Consider the following 17,324-nt stretch of genomic DNA (forward strand, 5'->3'; position numbering starts at 1 on the left):
GCGTTGGGCGGCCAGCGTCCACGCCGGGAGGAGACCCGATGCAGCAGAACGGGCCCCTCGCGCGTCGGGAGGAGGTGACCACCAGTTTCGAGGAGTTCGCCGAGGACCGTCTCGACGGGCTCCTGCGGTACGCGACCGTCCTCACCGACGATCCGCACCTGGCGCAGGACATCGTCCAGGAGGTGCTGGTGCGGGCCCAGCAGCGCTGGGAGAAGATCGACTCGCCGCCCACCTACGTGCGCCGCATGATCACCAACGAGTACCTGTCCTGGCGGCGGCGCGCGGTGCGGCGCGTGGTCCCGTCCAGCCACGAAGTGCTCGACTCGCTCAGCCCGCCCGAGGCCGATCCCAGCGCCGCCTACGACGCGCGCGACGAGATGCTCGCGCTGCTCGCGACGCTGCCACGCAAGCAGCGCGCGGCGATCGTGCTGCGCTACTACGAGGGCTATTCCGACGCCGAGATCGGCGAGGTGCTGCGCTGCGGCGCCTCCACCGTGCGCAGCCAGATCTCCCGCGCCCTGGCCACCCTGCGCGCCTGCGTCAGCCCGATGCCCGCCGTCCTCACCACCGGAGCCGGAGCATGAACCAGCTTTCCGAGCACGAGACCGAGACGCTGCTGCGCGAGGGCCTCGAACGGCTCGCCGAGCGAGCGCCCGACGGCCACGACGTCCGCAATGCGCTGGCCCGCGCCCGCCAGGGCCGCCGCTCCCGCCCGCGGCTGGCGCTGGCCGCGGTGGCCGCCGCGGTGATCCTGGTGCTCGCCGGCGTCCCGGTGGCGCTCGACTCCCTCTCCGGTGACCGGGTGACCGCCGCCGCGGGCCGCCCGGTGGTGTCGTTCACCCCGGGCTGGCTGCCGGACGGCTTCACCGAGCAGTACCGCTCGTCCGGTCCGGGCAGCACGCCGCAGGTCCGGCGCTGGCTCGCCGGCGAGGGCCGGATCACGCTCTCGGCCCACTCCACCGCGGACCCGGAGTGGTCGCAGACCGCGTTGCGCATCGCCGCGCTGCCGGACCAGGTCGTGATCGACGGCCGCGTGGGCATGGTCACCGGCGACACCGGCACGGCCGCGCTGCTGACCTGGATGGCCGACGCGCAGCACGTGCTCACGGTGGACGTCGAGGCCGTGCCTGGCGCCCGGTGGGCGGCCCAGGAGATCGCCGGATCGGTGACCACCGACGAGCCGGTCCGCGTCCGCGGCGAGGCCCGCTTCGGCCCGCTGCCCGGCGGCCTGCAGGAGTTCTCGACCACCGTCGCGGGTTCCGCCCCGGGAACCGGCAGCACGGAGTTCACCGCGAGCACGCCCGCGGCCCCGCGAGTTGCCGTCCTGCGCGTGACGGCCGGCGCGGGCTCCCCCGGGCTCGGCGGCACGACGCCGGTCCCCGTGCGCGGCGTCACCGGCGCCTACCGCGCCCCGGCCGGTCCGCTCGACGGGATGGTCGCCGTGGCCCTGCCTTCGGGCCACTGGCTGACGGTCTCGGGCCGTCAGCCGCGCGACGAACTGGTTTCGGTCGCGGATGCCGTGGTCCTCGACCCGGCGCCGGACTACGGCTGGCTCGGCCGCGGCTGAACCGCACCGATCCGGCTACTGTGGACGCATGTCCTCGGAGCTGGAGCGCCTGGCGGCGGAGAAGTACGTCGTGCTGACCACTTTCCGCCGCGACGGCCGGGCCGTGCCGTCCCCGGTCTGGGCCGCCCGTGACGGGGCCGAGCTGGTGGTCTGGTCCGAACGCGAAGCCGGCAAGGTCAAGCGCATCCGCCACAGCGGCCGCGTCGAGCTGCAGGCCTGCGACCTGCGCGGCAAGCAGACCCACGGCGCCAAGGCCACCGGCACCGCCCGGCTGCTCGACGACGAGGGCAGCGAGCGCGTCCGCCGCGCCATCGCCCGGAAGTACGGGCTGATCGGCCGGGTGACGATGACATTCAGCCGCCTGCGCGGCGGCTCCCGGCGCACCATCGGCATCGCGATCACCGTGGACGAGCCGGCCGCCTGAACCCGGCGGCGCCACCGCCGCCGAGTTCGAGCCCGGCCCCCGCCTCCGGCCCGGGGGTTTCAGCGCACCGCGGCCAGCGCCTCGGGCAGCGTGAACGCCCCCGCGTACAGCGCCTTGCCCACGATCGACCCCTCCACCCCGTCACCGGCCAGCGCGGCCAGCGCGCGCAGGTCGTCCACACTGGACACTCCACCGGAGGCGATCACCGGGGCGTCGGTGCGGGCGGTCACCTCGCGCAGCAGGTCGAGGTTGGGGCCGCGCAGGGTGCCGTCCTTGCTGACGTCGGTGACCACGTAGCGGGTGGCGCCGTCGCGGTCGAGGCGGTCCAGGACCTCCCACAGGTCGCCGCCGTCGGAGGTCCAGCCGCGGGCCGAGAGCCGGTGGCCGGCCTCGGTGATGCGCACGTCCAGGCCGATCGCGACGCGGTCGCCGTGGGAGGCGATGACCTTCGCGGTCCAGTCCGGGTCCTCCAGCGCGGCGGTGCCGAGGTTGACCCGGCGGGCGCCGGTGGCCAGCGCGGCCTCCAGCGAGGCGTCGTCGCGGATGCCGCCGGAGAGCTCCACCTGCACGTCGAGCCGGCCGACGACCTCGGCCAGCAGCTCGCGGTTGCTGCCCTGGCCGAACGCGGCGTCGAGGTCCACCAGGTGGATCCACTCGGCGCCGTCGCGCTGCCAGGCCAGCGCCGCCTCGAGCGGGCTGCCGTAGGAGGTCTCGGTGCCGGCCTCGCCCTGGACCAGGCGCACGGCCTGGCCATCGGCCACGTCAACTGCGGGAAGGAGCGTGAAAGTCACGCGGACAGCCTAAGGGCCGTGGTCACCACCCGGCCGAGGCGGGGCTCACAGCGTGGCGAGCCAGTTGCGCAGCAGGTGCGCGCCCGCGTCGCCGGACTTCTCGGGGTGGAACTGCGTGGCCCACAGCGGGCCGTTCTCCACCGCCGCGACGAAGTCCCCGCCGTGGTCGGCCCAGGTCACCACCGGCTGACGGCCGGACAGCCCGGAATCCAGCTCCCACCGGCGCGCGGCGTAGGAGTGCACGAAGTAGAACCGCTCCCCCGGGTCGATCCCGGAGAACAGCAGCGAGCCGGCCGGCGCGCGGACGGTGTTCCAGCCCATGTGCGGCAGCACCTCGGCCTCCAGCCGCTCGACCGTGCCGGGCCACTCCCCCGTGCCCTCGGTCTCCTCGCCGTGCTCGACGCCGCGGCTGAACAGGATCTGCATGCCCACGCAGATGCCCAGCACCGGCCGCCCGCCGGCCAGCCGCTTGCCGATGATCCGGTGCCCGGCCACGCCGAGCAGCCCGGCCATGCAGGCGGAGAACGCGCCCACCCCCGGGACGACCAGTCCGTCGGCCTCGACCGCGGCGTGCGGGTCGGCGGTCACCTCGACCTCGGCGCCCGCGCGCGCGACGGCGCGCTCGGCGGAGCGGAGGTTGCCGGAACCGTAGTCGAGGATCACCACACGAGGCACCGGACCAGCCTAGCCGGGACCCGGGGACCCGGCGGGGCCATGCCCTCGCCGCCGGTCCCCCGTTTGGCCGTGCCGCCGAACGGGTAAACACTCATACGCATGAGGCGCGGCCGGCGCCTCCGGACCGGCGCGGAGGGCGAATGGCCGATTCAGACCTCCTGTGCGACCTGCTGCAGGCGTGGAGGGACGACATCGACAGCGTCCCGTTCCCGCAGTTCACCGTACCCCGGATCCCGCCGCAGACCACGCGCGCCGATGTCGACGCCCGGTACCGCCGCGAGAACGACGACCCGCTGGTGACCAAGACCACGCACTGATTCGCGGTCCGGTTGTGCTTTCCTGCGGAGACCGCCCACCGCGAACCCGTAGGAGAACCGCATGAGCAGCGCCCCGGATCCGCACGACTTCCTCGACCTCGACGCCGAGCTCACCGAGGAGGACCGGGCCATCCGGGACGCCGTGCGCGGCTACGCGCGCGACCACCTGCTCGACCACGTCGCCGACTGGTACGAGTCCGGTTCGCTACCCGCGCGAGAACTCGCGAAGGGTTTCGGCGAGCTGGGGCTGCTGGGGATGCACCTCGAAGGGTACGGCTGTGCCGGAACGAGCGCGGTCGCATACGGCATCGCGTGCCGCGAGCTGGAAGCCGTCGACTCGGGGCTGCGCAGCTTCGTCTCGGTGCAGGGCTCGCTCGCGATGTTCGCGATCCACCGCTGGGGCACCGAGGACCACCGGACGGAGTGGCTGCCGCGGATGGCCGCCGGCGAGGCGCTGGGCTGCTTCGGCCTGACCGAGCCGGACGCGGGCAGCGACCCCGGCGGCATGCGCACCCGGGCCGTGCGCGACGGCTCGGACTGGGTGCTCAACGGCACCAAGATGTGGATCACCAACGGGACCGTGGCCGACGTCGCGGTCGTCTGGGCGCAGACCGACGAGGGCGTGCGCGGGTTCGTGGTCCCGACCTCCACCCCGGGCTTCACCGCGAACGAGGTGAAGCACAAGCTCTCGCTTCGCGCGTCGCTGACCGCGGAGCTGGTACTCGAAGACGTCCGGCTTCCCGGCTCGGCCGCCTTCCCCGAGGTCCGCGGCCTGCGCGGGCCGCTTTCGTGCCTCAACGAGGCGCGGTACGGGATCCTGTTCGGCGTGGTCGGCGCGGCGCGCGCCTGTTACCGCTCGGCGCTGGAGTACACGCTGGCCCGCGAGCAGTTCGGCCAGCCGCTGGCCTCGTTCCAGCTGACCCAGCGCAAGCTCGCGGACCTGCTGGTGGAGGTCAACCGGGCCGGACTCGTCGCGCTGCAGATCGGCCGGCTCAAGGACGCCGGGAAGCTGCACCGCGACCAGGTCAGCTTCGGCAAGCTGGCGAACGTGCGCTCGGCCATCGAAGTGGCCCGCACCGCGCGCTCGATGCTGGGCGCGAACGGGATCTCGCTGGAGTACCCGGTGATGCGGCACATGGTGAACCTCGAAACGGTGCTCACCTACGAAGGCACCGAGGAGATGCACGCGCTCTCCCTCGGCCAGGCGGTGACCGGGATCGCGGCGTTCCGCTGACCGTCACGACCGCAGGAAGTCCTTCAGCGACAAGGCGATCGAGCCCGCGTCCAGTCCGTGCGCCAGATCGTGGTCGGCGAGCTCGCCGTAGCCGCGGACCTCGCGGTCCCGCCGCACGCCCAGGCTGAGCAGGCGGTGCGGCCGGTCGAGCAGCGCATCGGCGACGCAGTGGGCCGAGGTGCCCGCCAGGTACGGCTCGACCAGCACGACGTCCGCCGGGTCACCGGCCGCCGCGCGCAGGCCCGCGGCGTCGAACGGGCGCACGGTGGCGGTGTAGAGCACCGTGACGTCCAGGCCCTCGGTCGCCGCCAGCACCCGGTCGAGCATCGGGCCCACCGCCACGACCACCCCGCGCGAGCCTTGGCGCAGCGTCTGGAATCCGACGCCGAGGTGCGGCGAAGCGTTCTGCTGCGCGGAAAGCCGGAGGTACACGTGGCTGTCCCCCGGCATCGAGTCGAGCAGCAGCCGGCGCGCCTCGTCCGGGTGACCGGGCACGTGGATCGTCCAGGCGGGCAGCGAGTCCATCAGCGCGACGTCGCCCGGTGCCTGGTGCGTCCGGCCTTCCGCGGGCATGTCGTAGGAGGCACCGTAGGAGACGAGCACCGCGCCCGCCTCCTGGTGCGAGAGGTCGAGCTTGATCTGCTCGAACGCCCGCTCCACCAGGAACGCGTTGAACGTGTGCACGATCGGGCGCAGCCCGGCCAGCGCGAGGCCCGCGCCGACGCTGACCAGCAACTGTTCGCGGATCCCGACGTTGAGCACCCGGTCCGGGTGCCGGCGCGCCGCGCCGGCCAGCTGCGCCGCGGAGATCTCGGCCAGCACCACCGCGACGTCCGGGTCGGCGTCGACGATCTCCTCGGCGGTGGCCAGGAAGGTGTCCCGCATGTTCAGCATGTCTTTCAGCCCTTCGGTTCCACGACGGCGACCACGGCGAGCGGCCGGCCCGGGTGAGCGGTGGTGAACGCCTCGTACAGCGCTTCGTGATCTCGGCCGGAGACGGTGCGTGCCTGCCAGCCTTCGACTTCGAAGCGCCGGGCGATCCCGCCGGGCCAGCCGTGCGAGGACGACTGGTTGTCCACGACCACGGTGGTGAGCTGTTCGAGCCCCAGCCGCCCGGCCAGCACGACGGCCTCGTGGTTGGAGCCTTCGTCGAACTCGGCGTCGCCGATCAGCGTCACCACGCGCCCGGTGTGGCCGCGGGCCCGGGCACCGAGCGCGGTGCCGACGGCGATCGGCAGCCCGTGCCCGAGCGAGCCGCTGGAGATCTCGACCCCGGGCACGCGGCGCCGGTCCGGGTGGTGGCCCAGCCGGGAGCGGGCCGAGGACCAGCTGGCCAGCTCCGCCTCGTCCAGGAAGCCCTTGGCGGTGAGCACCGCGTAGTAGGCCATCGGGCCGTGGCCCTTGGAGAGCAGGAACCGGTCGCGGCCGGGCTCGCGGAAGGTCTCGGGCGTCAGGTCGAGCACCCGGTCGTAGAGTACCCAGAGGACGTCTACTGTGGACTGTGCGGCGGCGGCGTGCTTACCGTCCCCGGTCATCAGCGAGATCAGCCGGGGCAGATCCGCGTAATCGGCGGTGGTCATCGGTCCAGCCTGCAACCTCGACCAATGTCCAGGTCAAGGGTTAACCTGGACCAATGACGAGGTTGGCCGAGCATCTGAGCATCGGGCAGGTGGCCGAGCGGAGTGGGGTCCCGCACACGGCTCTGCGGTTCTACGAGGAGAAGGGGCTGATCAGCTCGGAGCGGTCGGCGGGCAACCAGCGCCGGTACCCGCGCTCGGTGCTGCGGCGGATCGCCTTCGTGCGCGCCGCGCAACGGGTGGGGCTCTCGCTGGAGGACATCAGCCAGGCCCTGTCCACCCTGCCCGACGACCACGCGCCGACGAAGGCCGATTGGGCCCGTCTGTCGCGCGAGTGGCAGGACGAGCTGGATGCCCGGATCGACGCGCTGCAGCGCCTGCGGGACCGGTTGACCGGCTGCGTCGGCTGCGGCTGCCTTTCCCTGCGCAGTTGCGGTCTGTACAACGCGGACGACGAGCTGGCCCGATTCGGCCCCGGCGCGGGCAAACTCCGCCCGGTCGCGGAGGGCGGCATCTGATTGTCGCCGGCGCGTCCGGCACCGCGACCCGCTTCGCCTCGGCAGTCTTCGCCGAGGGGCTGCGCCCGCTGCGACGTTGTGCACCTGTCCGCGGCCGTGAACCCGGCCGGTGCCGCGACCGGCCGACTCACACGGGCGCGGCCAGCGCTGGTTGGTGCTGGCTGACGCTGTCCGGTACCGGTTGGTGACCGTCAGCGTCCATTGACGCCGGTCAGTACCGGGGTAGCGGTCGGCGCTGCTGGTGCCGGTCAGTGCTGGCAGTGCCGGTCGGCGCTGCTGGTGCCGGTCGGTACCGGCCGGTGCCGGTCAGTACCGGCCGGTGCCGGTCAGTACCGGCCGGTGCCGGTCAGTACCGGCCGGTGCCGGTCGGCGCCCCTCGATGCCGCCGGGGCCGCCCCATCAGCCGTCGACCCACGTCGACCAGTTCGTGGCGCAGGGTCTCGTCGTCCAGCTCGGCCAGGTCCGGGGAGCCACCGGCCATGGCGATGCCCGTCAGCGCCACCATCGCGGTCACCCGGGCCGCGACGTCCGGGTCCGGGCCGGCCAGGATGCCGATGAAGGCGTCCTTGAAACCCTCCATCCCGTGCGCCGACTTCTCGATCGCGCGGTTGATGCCCGGATCGCTGGAGAACAGCGCGACCAGCACCCGGTGGCGCACCACGAGGTCCACGAAACCGTCGAGCAGGTGGTCCACCTGCGCCCCGCGGCGGCGGTGCCCGGCCGCCTCGACCACCAGCACGTCCAGCTCGCGGATACCGGGCTCGGCCACCGCCTCGGTGATTTCGGCCTTGGTCCTGAAGTGGTAGTACACGGCCGCCTTGGTCACGCCCAACGCGTCGGCGATCATCTGCAGCGACGTGCCCTCCACGCCGTGTTCGGCGAACAGCCTCAGCGCGGTGCCCAGCAACCGCGTGCGCGTGTCCTCGGCCCGGGCGGCGGTCGTCATCGTTCCTCCTCGTCGAAGCGGGGGGAGCTTACGTCACGCCCAGCCGACCGGCAAACCGGATTCCCTGCCGATCGGCTAGCCCAATCCTAGCCGTGCGGCCAGTCACACCCTTGCCGATCGGCTTGGCGCGAACCTTGCCGATCGGCTAGCTTTGATATCACCAGTACGAGTGACGTAGACCCTATTCGGGCGAAACGGAGACAACACCCGTGGCGACTTTCCTCTACCGGCTCGGCCGGCTGTCGTTCCGGCGGCGAGCCCTCGTCACGGCCGTGTGGGCGGCCGTCCTCGTGGCTCTCGGCCTCGGCGCGCTGACCCTGTCCGGGCAGCTTTCGGATTCGGTGACCATCCCGGGCACGGAGTCCCAGCAGGCCATCGACCGGCTCGCGGAGAAGTTCCCACAGGCCTCGGCCGGTGGCGCGACCGCGCGGGTGGTGATCGCCGCACCGCCGGGCCACACCATCGCCGATCCGGCCGGCCGGGCCGCGGTCGAGACCGTGGTCTCGCACCTCAAGGCCGCGCCGAAGGTGGCGTCCGTGGTCGACCCGTTTCAGGCCAAGACCATCTCCCCCGACGGCCACCTCGCGCTCGCCCAGGCGAGCTACACCGTCAAGGGCTTCGAACTCACTGACAGTGACCGTCAAGCGTTGCTCAGCAGCGGCGACAACGCCAAGCGGAGCGGTTACGACGTCGAGTACGGCGGCGACGCGGCGCAAGCGATCCCCGAGACCGGTGCGACCGAGGGCCTCGGTGTCGCCGTCGCGGCCGTCGTGCTGATCATCACCTTCGGCTCGCTGCTCGCCGCGGGCATTCCGCTGCTCACCGCGCTGATCGGCGTCGGCATCGGCTTCGCGGGCATCACCCTGGCCTCCGGCTTCCTGGAGCTGAACTCCAACACCCCGATCCTCGCGCTGATGATCGGCCTCGCCGTGGGCATCGACTACGCGCTGTTCATCGTTTCGCGCTACCGGCACGAGCTGAGCCTCGGGCGCGAACCCGAGGAGGCGGCCGGCCGCGCCGCCGGCACCGCCGGGTCCGCGGTGGTGTTCGCCGGGCTCACCGTGATCATCGCGCTGGCCGGGCTGACCGTGGTCGGCATCCCGTTCCTCGGCCAGATGGGCGTCGCCGCGGCGGTGACCGTCGCAGTGGCCGTGCTGATCGCGTTGACGCTGCTGCCCGCCGTGCTCGGCTTCGCCGGCCCTCGCGTGCTCGGCGACCGGATCCGCCTGCGCCGTAAGCCTTCCGCGCCGGCCGCGACCCACGGCGAGCGCTGGGCCCGGTTCGTCGCCCGGCATCGCGGGCCCGTGCTGCTCGCGGCGCTGGCCGGGCTCGTGGTCGTCGCGCTGCCCGCCCTGGGCATGCAGCTCGGCCTGCCGAACGACAGCACCGCCCCGCCGGAGTCGACGCAGCACAAGGCCTACCAGCTGGTCAGCCGGAGCTTCGGCGAAGGCGCGAACGGCCCGCTGCTGGTGGTCATCGACACCGGGGTGAACCACAGCCCCGCGGCGCTCAAGCAGGCGGTCGCCGGCATCAGCACCCTGCCGGACGTCGCCGCGGTCACGCCGCCGAACGTGAACGCCTCCGGGGACACCGCGCTGCTGAGCGTGATCCCGAAGAGCGGGCCGAGCAGCCAGCAGACCGAGGACCTGGTCGCGGCGATCCGGGCGCAGTCCGGGCCCCTGCACGAGACGACCGGCGCGAGCCTCGCCGTCACCGGCCAGACCGCCGCGAACATCGACGTCTCCGACAAGCTGTCCGACGCGATGCTGCCCTACCTCGCGCTGATCGTCGGGCTCGCGTTCATCCTGCTGATGCTGGTGTTCCGCTCGGTCGTGGTGCCGCTGAAGGCGACGCTGGGCTTCCTCGGCTCCGTGGCGGCCACGTTCGGCGCCGTGGTCGCGGTGTTCCAGTGGGGCTGGCTGACCGGTCTGCTGGGCGTCGAGTCGACCGGGCCGATCATGAGCATGCTGCCGATCCTGCTGATCGGCGTCCTGTTCGGACTCGCGATGGACTACCAGGTGTTCCTGGTGACGCGGATGCGCGAGGAGCACGTGCACGGCGCCGACCCGCAGGAGGCCGTGGTCACCGGTTTCCGGCACGGTGCGCGGGTGGTCGTGGCGGCGGCGCTGATCATGATCAGCGTGTTCGCGGGCTTCGTGCTGGCCGAGTCGACGCTGATCCAGTCGATCGGGTTCGCGCTCGCCTTCGGCGTGCTGGTGGACGCCTTCGTGATCCGGATGACGATCGTGCCCGCGGTGATGTCCCTGCTCGGCCGCGGGGCCTGGTGGCTGCCGCGCTGGCTCGACCGGATCCTGCCGAACGTCGACGTGGAGGGCGAGGGCCTGACCAAGCAGCTCGACGCACCCGGGGACCACGAGCTGACCCACGCGTGAGCCCGGACGCGGTCAAGGCCCCCTCACCCGCAACGGACGGGGTGAAGGGGCCTTGACCGGCTTCGGGCCGGGGACCGGCGGTGCGGCGACGGCTCAGCCGGCCAGCCAGGCGATGGCGCCGCCGACGGCGAGGACCGCGGCCACGCCCAGCGCGATCGCGACGAACTTGGCCGTCTTCCAGGTCGAGTAGACCCCGCCGATCAGGAAGCCGCCGAGCGCCAGCAGCAGTACGGCGATGACCTCTTTGCTCACGCCGGTCAGCGTGCCACACGGCCTCCGCCGCGCCGGTACCAGGCCGCTTCGCCCGCAAGCGCGGCCGCCGCTACAGCACGCCCTTGGTCGACGGGATGCCGCCGGCCCGCGGATCCGGCTCCGTGGCCGCGCGCAACGCCCGGGCGACCGCCTTGTACTGCGCCTCCGCGATGTGGTGCGGGTCGCGGCCGTGGATCACGCGGACGTGCAGGGCCAGCTGGGCGTGGAACGACAGCGAGTCGAACACGTGCCGGGTCAGCACGAACGGGTAGTTGCCACCGATGGTGAACGTGGTGAACTGCTCCGGCTCGCCCACGTGCACGCAGTACGGGCGCCCCGAGACGTCGATCGCGGCGTGGGCCAGGGTCTCGTCCATCGGGATCCAGGCGTCGCCGAACCGGCGGATGCCGCTCTTGTCGCCCAGGGCCTGCCGGATGGCCTGGCCGAGCACGATCGCGGTGTCCTCGACGGTGTGGTGGGCGTCGATGTGGACGTCACCGGTCGCCTCCACCTCGAGGTCCAGCGAGCCGTGCACCCCGAACGCGGTCAGCATGTGGTCGTAGAACGGCACGCCGGTGCTGATCTCGACCTGTCCGGTGCCGTCGAGGTCCAGCCGGACCAGGATCGAGGACTCCCGGGTGGTGCGCTCCACCCGGCCGACCCGCGCGGTGGCGGTCGATTCGCTCATCGCGGTACCTCCTTGCTGGCTTCGAGGAAAGCGTCGTTCTCTTCCGGGGTGCCGATGCTCACCCGCAGGTGGCCTTCGATGCCGACGTCGCGGATCAGCACACCTTGGTCCACATAGGACTGCCAACTGGCCGGCGCGTCGGCGAACCGTCCGAACAGGACGAAGTTCGCGTCGCTCGGCACCGGGGCGAAGCCCAGGCCCAGCAACGACTCCACCACGCGTTCGCGCTCGGCCGCCAGCTTGTGCACGGTGGCGAGGGTGGCATCGGCGTGGCGCAGGGCGGCACGCGCGGCCGCCTGCGTGAGCCTGGAGAGGTGGTAGGGCAGCCGCACGAGCTGTAGCGCGTCGACGATCGCCGGCGCGGCCGCGAGGTAGCCCAGCCGCCCGCCGGCGAAGGCGAAGGCCTTGCTCATCGTGCGCGAGACGATCAGCTTCGCCGGGTACTCCGGGATCAGCCCGGCCGCGCTGGGCTGCGAGGAGAACTCCGCGTACGCCTCGTCCACCACGACGACGCCCGGCGCCGCTTCGAGCACCGCGCGCAGCCCGTCCGGCGGGATCGAACCGCCGGTCGGGTTGTTCGGGCTGGTCACGAACACGATGTCCGGCCGCCGCTCGGCCACCAGCTCGGCCGCCCCCGCGGTGTCCAGCGCGAAGTCGGGCCGGCGCGGGGCCGGCACCCAGTCGGTGCGGGTGCCGGAGGCGATGATCGGGTGCATCGAGTACGAGGGCTCGAAGCCGAGCGCGCTGCGGCCGGGGCCGCCGAACGCCTGCAGGATCTGCTGCAGGATCTCGTTGGACCCGTTGGCCGCCCAGACGTTCGCCTCGGACAGCACCACCCGCGTGGACACGGTGAGGTAATCGGCCAGGTCGGTGCGCAGCGCCACCGCGTCGCGGTCCGGGTACCGGTGCAGCGAGGCGGCCTCGGCGCGCACCGCCTCGGCGACGTCGGCCACCAGCTCGTCCGGGGGCGGGTACGGGTTTTCGTTGGTGTTGAGCCGGACGGGCACGTCGAGCTGCGGCGCGCCGTACGGGCTCCTGCCCCGCAGGTCCTCCCGCAGCGGCAGCGCCTCGAGCGTGACTTCGGCCCCCGGGACGGCTCCGGCCGCATCGGTGGTGCCGGTGGTGTTCTCGGTCATCGTCGCTCCCCCTCGAAACGGGCGGTGACCGCCTCGCCGTGCGCGGGCAGGTCTTCGGCGTTGGCCAGCGCGACCACGCGGCCGGCCACCTCGCGCAGCGCCTGCTCGCTGTAGTCCACCACGTGGATGCCCTTGAGGAAGCTCTGCACGGACAGCCCCGAGGAGTGCCGGGCGAACCCGCCGGTGGGCAGCACGTGGTTCGAGCCGGCGCAGTAGTCGCCGAGCGAAACCGGCGCGTACGCCCCGACGAAGACCGCCCCGGCGTTGCGCACCCGGGCGGCGACCGCCCGCGCGTCCGCCGTCTGGATCTCCAGGTGCTCGGCGGCGTACGCGTCGACCACCCGCAGCCCGTCATCCACAGTGGACACCAGGATGATGCCGGACTGCTTGCCGCCCAGGGCCTCGCTCACCCGCTCGGCGTGCTTGGTGGCGGCGATCCGGCCGGCCAGCTCCCGCTCCACCGAGTCGGCCAGCTCTTCGGAGGTGGTGACCAGCACGCTGGCCGCGAGCGGGTCGTGCTCGGCCTGGCTGATCAGGTCGGCCGCGACGTGCGCCGGATCGGCCGTCTCGTCGGCCAGGACGGCGATCTCGGTGGGACCGGCCTCGGAGTCGATGCCGATCACCCCGCGGACCATCCGCTTGGCCGCGGTGAGGTAGATGTTGCCGGGCCCGGTGACGATGTCGACCGGGGCCAGCTCCGCGCCGTCGGTGTCCGTGCCGCCGTAGGCGACCAGCGCGACGGCCTGCGCGCCACCCACGGCCCACACCTCGTCGACGCCCAGCAGGGCGGCGGCGGCCAGGATGGTGGGGTGCGGCAGCCCGCCGAAGGCGGCCTGCGGGGGCGAGCACACCACCAGCGAGCGCACGCCCGCGAGCTGCGCCGGGACGACGTTCATCACCACGGTGGACGGGTACACGGCCAGCCCGCCCGGCGCGTAGAGCCCGACGCGGTCGACCGGCACCCAGCGCTCGGTGACCGTGCCGCCCTCGACCACCTCGGTGGTCACGTCCTGGCGGCGCTGGTCGGGGTGCACCTTCCGGGCGCGCTCGATCGACTCCTCCAGCGCGGCGCGCACCTCGGGGTCGAGCTCGCCGAGCGCCCGGGTCAGCTCGGCGGCCGGCACGCGCACCGTGGCCGGCCGGACCCGGTCGAACTTCTCGGTGTACTCGAGGACGGCTTCCACCCCGCGATCGCGCACCGCCTCGACCACCGGCCGCACGTGGTGCAGCGCCGCGTCCACGTCGTATTCGGCGCGTGGCAGCGCGGCACGCAGTTCGGCAGCGGACGGGACCTGCCCTCGCAGGTCGGTGCGGTTCAGCATGGGCACCAGGGTACGAGGTGGCCCCGACAGTCCGGGCAGGGATACTCGGTGACGACCAGTTGTCCGGAGGACGAGGAGGCCGCGGTGCCGCGGATCGGGTTGTGCCAGCTCACGTCGGGCGACGATCCGGAGGCCAACCTGAAACTGGTTCGCTCCGGGGTCGAGGCCGCGGCCGCGGACGGCGCGCGGGTGATCGTGTTCCCGGAGGCCACCATGGCGCGCTTCGGCCGCCCGCTGGCCCCGGTCGCGCAGCCGCTCGACGGCCCGTGGGCCCGGTCCGTCGCGGCGATCGCGGCCGAGCACGGGGTGCTGGTGGTCACGGGCATGTTCACCCCGGCCGAGGACGGGCGCGTGCGCAACACGCTGCTGGTCACCGGGCTCGGGCACCACCTCGGGTACGACAAGATCCACCTCTACGACGCGTTCGGCTTCGCCGAGTCCGACACCGTCGCACCGGGCGCCGCGCCGCTGACGTTCGAGGCCGAGGGCACCGTGTTCGGCGTCGCCACCTGTTACGACCTGCGCTTCCCGGAGCTGTTCCGCCGCCTCGCCGACGACGGCGCGGACGTGGTCCTGGTCCCGGCGTCCTGGGGCGCGGGCGAGGGCAAGCGCGACCAGTGGGAGGTGCTCGTCCGCGCCCGCGCGCTCGACTCGGGCTGCTGGGTCGCGGCCTGCGGCCAGGCCGACCCCGCGGCCACCGGCACCGAGGTCAACCCGAAGGCCCCGACCGGCATCGGCTGGTCGACGGTGGCCGACGGCTTCGGCCGCGTGACCGCCCAGCTGCGCGACGGGCCGGAAACCGCGGTGCTCGATCTCGACCCGGCCGTCGCCGGGACGGCCCGGACCGCGACGGGGGCGCTGGCCAACCGGCGGCTGTAGGTCCGACGCCCGGGGCCGGTCGAGCTGGGACGGGTCGCGTGGAAGGGCCCGGCCGCCGGTTTCGGTGTTGTTCCGGCCCCGCCGTCGCGAATACCGGACAGATTCGGCCCGGTATCCGTGGCACACTACGGCCATGACCCGGCCGACCGCCCGGGTGCTGGCGCTGCTGGAGATCCTCCAGTCCGGCGGCACCCGCACCGCCGCCGAGCTGGCGGAACGGCTCGGGGTGGACGAGCGCACCGTCCGGCGGTACGCGGAGCACCTGACCGACCTGGACGTGCCGGTCCGGTCGGTGCGGGGACGATACGGCGGCTACCGCCTCGCCCCCGGCTTCCGGATGCCGCCGCTGATGCTCACCGACGACGAGGCGGTCGCCGTGCTGCTCGGCCTGGTCGCCGCGGGGCGCGACCGGCTGGTGCCCGCCCCGGCGACCGCGGTGGAGAGCGCGACCGCGAAGATCCGGAGGGTGCTGCCCGGGAAGCTCGGACGCCGGCTGGACGCGCTGCTGGCCACGGCCGAGTTCACCGGTTCCGGGACCACCAGTTCCGGGACCACCGCCGAGCCGAGCGCAGCCGCGGCTGAGGCCACCACGACCGGGCCCGCTGCCCCGCCCGGCCCCGAAACCGGGGTCCTGCTCACGCTCGCGGAAGCCGCGCGGGCACGCCGTCCGGTCGCGTTCGCCTACACCGCCTGGGGCGGGCGGCGCAGTGAGCGGACCGTGCACCCGTACGGGATCGTCGCGCACTCCGGGCGCTGGTACGTGACCGGCGCCGACTCGGCCAGCGGCGAGGTCCGCACCTTCCGGCTGGACCGGATCGGGGCGGCGACCGTGCTGGCGGGCGAGTTCGAGGTGCCCGCCGGGTTCGACCCGGGCGAGCGCGTGCTCTCCGGGCTGGCCGAGGTGCCCTACCGGCACGAGGTCTCGCTGCAGGTCCACGGCGCCGCGGAAGACGTCCGCGCCCGGTTCCCCGCCGGGATCGCCACGGTGCGGGGAATTCCGGCGGCCGCCGGGTGGGTGCGGGTCCGCCTGCGGGCCGAACGGCTGGACTGGATCCCGGGCGTGCTCGCGCGCCTCGACCACCCCTTCGTGATCGAGCAGCCCGACGAGTTGCGCGACCACGTGCACGCGCTGGCGCGAAGGCTGGCCGAGAACGCCGACGCGCGCCCACCCCGCGACCAGGACTCGTGAGTGTTCGCGGCTCGATCGCCGACCAGCCCGGTCACCAATCCTCCCAGCCGCGGAAGCCCGAGTCGACGAGACCTAGCGCAGCAGACCTTCGCGGATGGCCACGCGCACGAAGCCCGCGCGCCGCCGTTCCCCCGTCTTGTCCCGGATCCGGTCGAGGTAGGAGCGGACCGTGCGGACGCTGATGTTCAGGATCTCGGCCACGTCGACGTCGCGCTCGCCCGCGGCGACCAGGCGCAGCACCTGCCGCTCGCGTTCGGACAGGACGATCTTCGGCCCGGCGTGGCGGTCTTCGCTGTCCTGGATGATCATCCCGGCCAGCGTCGGCGAGACGTAGGCGTTGTCCTCGGCGATGGTGCGGATCGCGCGCAGCAGCTCGTCACCGTCGACGTCCTTGGACAGGAAGCCCTTGGCGCCCGCCTGCATCGCGCCCAGCACCTCCGGCTGCTCGGCGTGCGCGGACACCACGAGCACCTTGTGCCCCATCTGCCCAACCTCCAGCACCGCCGCGGCGTCCTGCACGCCGCGCAGCTTGAGGTCCAGCACCACCACGCTCCCGCGCGGCTGGGCCTGCACGGCGAAGCGCGCGACGGAATCGGCCACCGCGCCCAGCTCGATGTCCGGCGCCTCGTTCAGCACCCGCGCGACCGCGTCCCGGTAGAGCGGGTGGTCCTCGATCACGCCGACGTTGATCCGCGCCGGCTGCTCCTGGCCGTCTTCGACCGTCACGCCTTCCTCCCCGGGCTGCCCACGAGGCCACGGCGGATGGCCTCCTTCACCAGACCCGGACGCCGCCGCTCCCCCGTCTTGTCCCGGATCCGGTCCAGGTAGCCGCGCACGGTGCGCACGCCGATGCCGAGGATCCGGGCGATGTCGATGTCACGCTCACCCGCCGCGACCAGGCGCAGCACCTGCTCCTCGCGCGGGGAAAGCTCCATCTCCGCCCGCGGCGCCGAACGCTCGGTGTTGTCCTTGATGATCATCCCGGCGACCACGGCCGAGACGTACGCGCCGCCCTCGGCCACCGCGCGGATGGCGATCAGCAACTCGTCGACGTCCACGTCCTTGGACAGGAAGCCCTTGGCCCCGGCGGCGATCGCGCCCAGCACCTGCTCCGACTCCGCCTGCGCCGAAACCACCAGCACGTGGTGCCCGAGCTCGCAGACCTCCAGCACCGCCGCCGCGCCCGCGACCCCGGGCAGCCCCAGGTCCAGCAGGACGACGCTGCCCGCCGGCTGCTGCTGCACGTGGAAGCGGGCGACGGAGTCGACCACCGCGCCCAGCTCCACGTCCGGCGCCTCTTCGAGCACGCGCTCCACCGACCGCCGGTACAGCGGGTGGTCCTCGATGACGGCCACCCGGACCCGGACCGGACCGGGCTCCACCAGTTCTCCAGCCACTGCTTCAGTCATCGACACC

Annotated in this window: 20 protein-coding genes; 9 read left to right on the forward strand and 11 right to left on the reverse strand. The window is 73.2% G+C overall.

Annotated features, from left to right (window positions below; translation table 11 throughout):
• The first annotated feature begins 38 nt into the window (after positions 1-38).
• The 3 genes from NYF13_RS25865 to NYF13_RS25875 are packed head-to-tail and all read left to right on the forward strand — an operon-like array spanning position 39 to position 1,991.
• A complete protein-coding gene (locus tag NYF13_RS25865; protein WP_315660233.1) occupies positions 39-584 on the forward strand; it encodes a SigE family RNA polymerase sigma factor in 546 nt (181 codons plus the stop codon).
• Complete coding sequence (locus NYF13_RS25870) at positions 581-1,567, forward strand: hypothetical protein (RefSeq protein WP_315660234.1); 987 nt, start codon at positions 581-583, stop codon at positions 1,565-1,567. The genes NYF13_RS25865 and NYF13_RS25870 overlap by 4 nt, the downstream gene beginning before the upstream one ends.
• A gap of 28 nt (positions 1,568-1,595) precedes the next feature.
• Positions 1,596-1,991: a PPOX class F420-dependent oxidoreductase gene (locus NYF13_RS25875; protein WP_315660235.1), complete on the forward strand. Its 396-nt coding sequence runs from the start codon at positions 1,596-1,598 to the stop codon at positions 1,989-1,991.
• A gap of 59 nt (positions 1,992-2,050) precedes the next feature.
• On the opposite strand, the gene priA is transcribed toward NYF13_RS25875, so the two are convergent.
• Together priA and hisH are read right to left on the reverse strand one after the other, a co-directional pair.
• Entirely contained in the window at positions 2,051-2,782 is a 732-nt protein-coding gene (priA, locus tag NYF13_RS25880; protein ID WP_315660236.1) for a bifunctional 1-(5-phosphoribosyl)-5-((5-phosphoribosylamino)methylideneamino)imidazole-4-carboxamide isomerase/phosphoribosylanthranilate isomerase PriA, read from the reverse strand.
• Positions 2,783-2,827: 45 nt separating this feature from the next.
• Positions 2,828-3,448 (reverse strand): imidazole glycerol phosphate synthase subunit HisH, encoded by a 621-nt coding sequence (gene hisH / locus NYF13_RS25885; RefSeq protein WP_315660437.1) that lies wholly within the window; start codon positions 3,446-3,448, stop codon positions 2,828-2,830.
• A gap of 149 nt (positions 3,449-3,597) precedes the next feature.
• Between hisH and NYF13_RS25890 the strand changes: the two genes are divergently transcribed.
• Positions 3,598-3,774 carry a hypothetical protein gene (locus NYF13_RS25890; protein WP_315660237.1) on the forward strand — a complete coding sequence of 59 codons (177 nt, stop codon included), beginning with the start codon at positions 3,598-3,600 and terminating at the stop codon, positions 3,772-3,774.
• 61 nt (positions 3,775-3,835) lie between these two features.
• Entirely contained in the window at positions 3,836-5,008 is a 1,173-nt protein-coding gene (locus NYF13_RS25895; RefSeq protein ID WP_315660238.1) for an acyl-CoA dehydrogenase family protein, read from the forward strand.
• A 3-nt stretch (positions 5,009-5,011) separates the two neighbouring features.
• Here NYF13_RS25895 and NYF13_RS25900 read toward each other — a convergent pair whose 3' ends face one another.
• The gene (locus tag NYF13_RS25900; protein WP_315660239.1) at positions 5,012-5,902 is read right to left on the reverse strand and encodes a transketolase; all 891 of its coding nucleotides are present in this window, start codon (positions 5,900-5,902) and stop codon (positions 5,012-5,014) included.
• A gap of 5 nt (positions 5,903-5,907) precedes the next feature.
• Positions 5,908-6,588 carry a thiamine pyrophosphate-dependent enzyme gene (locus tag NYF13_RS25905; RefSeq protein WP_315660240.1) on the reverse strand — a complete coding sequence of 227 codons (681 nt, stop codon included), beginning with the start codon at positions 6,586-6,588 and terminating at the stop codon, positions 5,908-5,910.
• A 53-nt stretch (positions 6,589-6,641) separates the two neighbouring features.
• On the opposite strand from NYF13_RS25905, the gene soxR reads away from it, so the two are divergent.
• Positions 6,642-7,103, forward strand: a complete 462-nt coding sequence (gene soxR, locus NYF13_RS25910) for a redox-sensitive transcriptional activator SoxR (RefSeq protein ID WP_315660241.1) — start codon at positions 6,642-6,644, stop codon at positions 7,101-7,103.
• A gap of 346 nt (positions 7,104-7,449) precedes the next feature.
• On the opposite strand, the gene NYF13_RS25915 is transcribed toward soxR, so the two are convergent.
• Positions 7,450-8,049 (reverse strand): TetR family transcriptional regulator, encoded by a 600-nt coding sequence (locus NYF13_RS25915; RefSeq protein WP_315660242.1) that lies wholly within the window; start codon positions 8,047-8,049, stop codon positions 7,450-7,452.
• A 209-nt stretch (positions 8,050-8,258) separates the two neighbouring features.
• Between NYF13_RS25915 and NYF13_RS25920 the strand changes: the two genes are divergently transcribed.
• The gene (locus NYF13_RS25920; RefSeq protein WP_315660243.1) at positions 8,259-10,442 is read left to right on the forward strand and encodes an MMPL family transporter; all 2,184 of its coding nucleotides are present in this window, start codon (positions 8,259-8,261) and stop codon (positions 10,440-10,442) included.
• A 93-nt stretch (positions 10,443-10,535) separates the two neighbouring features.
• Here NYF13_RS25920 and NYF13_RS25925 read toward each other — a convergent pair whose 3' ends face one another.
• From NYF13_RS25925 to hisD, 4 genes are all read right to left on the reverse strand, one after another.
• Positions 10,536-10,694 (reverse strand): hypothetical protein, encoded by a 159-nt coding sequence (locus NYF13_RS25925; RefSeq protein ID WP_315660244.1) that lies wholly within the window; start codon positions 10,692-10,694, stop codon positions 10,536-10,538.
• A 70-nt stretch (positions 10,695-10,764) separates the two neighbouring features.
• The gene (gene hisB, locus NYF13_RS25930) at positions 10,765-11,382 is read right to left on the reverse strand and encodes an imidazoleglycerol-phosphate dehydratase HisB (RefSeq protein ID WP_315660245.1); all 618 of its coding nucleotides are present in this window, start codon (positions 11,380-11,382) and stop codon (positions 10,765-10,767) included.
• Positions 11,379-12,518 (reverse strand): histidinol-phosphate transaminase, encoded by a 1,140-nt coding sequence (locus tag NYF13_RS25935; protein WP_315660246.1) that lies wholly within the window; start codon positions 12,516-12,518, stop codon positions 11,379-11,381. The genes hisB and NYF13_RS25935 overlap by 4 nt, the downstream gene beginning before the upstream one ends.
• On the reverse strand, positions 12,515-13,840 hold the full coding sequence (gene hisD / locus NYF13_RS25940) for a histidinol dehydrogenase (protein WP_315660247.1): 1,326 nt from the start codon (positions 13,838-13,840) through the stop codon (positions 12,515-12,517). Before hisD ends, NYF13_RS25935 begins: the two co-directional genes overlap by 4 nt.
• A gap of 84 nt (positions 13,841-13,924) precedes the next feature.
• On the opposite strand from hisD, the gene NYF13_RS25945 reads away from it, so the two are divergent.
• Together NYF13_RS25945 and NYF13_RS25950 are read left to right on the forward strand one after the other, a co-directional pair.
• The gene (locus NYF13_RS25945) at positions 13,925-14,719 is read left to right on the forward strand and encodes a carbon-nitrogen hydrolase family protein (RefSeq protein ID WP_315660438.1); all 795 of its coding nucleotides are present in this window, start codon (positions 13,925-13,927) and stop codon (positions 14,717-14,719) included.
• A 133-nt stretch (positions 14,720-14,852) separates the two neighbouring features.
• Complete coding sequence (locus NYF13_RS25950) at positions 14,853-15,908, forward strand: YafY family protein (RefSeq protein ID WP_315660248.1); 1,056 nt, start codon at positions 14,853-14,855, stop codon at positions 15,906-15,908.
• A 72-nt stretch (positions 15,909-15,980) separates the two neighbouring features.
• Here NYF13_RS25950 and NYF13_RS25955 read toward each other — a convergent pair whose 3' ends face one another.
• Both NYF13_RS25955 and NYF13_RS25960 read right to left on the reverse strand, forming a co-directional pair.
• Entirely contained in the window at positions 15,981-16,634 is a 654-nt protein-coding gene (locus NYF13_RS25955) for a response regulator transcription factor (RefSeq protein WP_315660249.1), read from the reverse strand.
• Entirely contained in the window at positions 16,631-17,317 is a 687-nt protein-coding gene (locus tag NYF13_RS25960; RefSeq protein ID WP_315660250.1) for a response regulator transcription factor, read from the reverse strand. The genes NYF13_RS25955 and NYF13_RS25960 overlap by 4 nt, the downstream gene beginning before the upstream one ends.
• Positions 17,318-17,324: the final 7 nt, after the last annotated feature.

This window comes from Amycolatopsis sp. PS_44_ISF1, from assembly GCF_032335455.1.
GTDB lineage: Bacteria > Actinomycetota > Actinomycetes > Mycobacteriales > Pseudonocardiaceae > Amycolatopsis.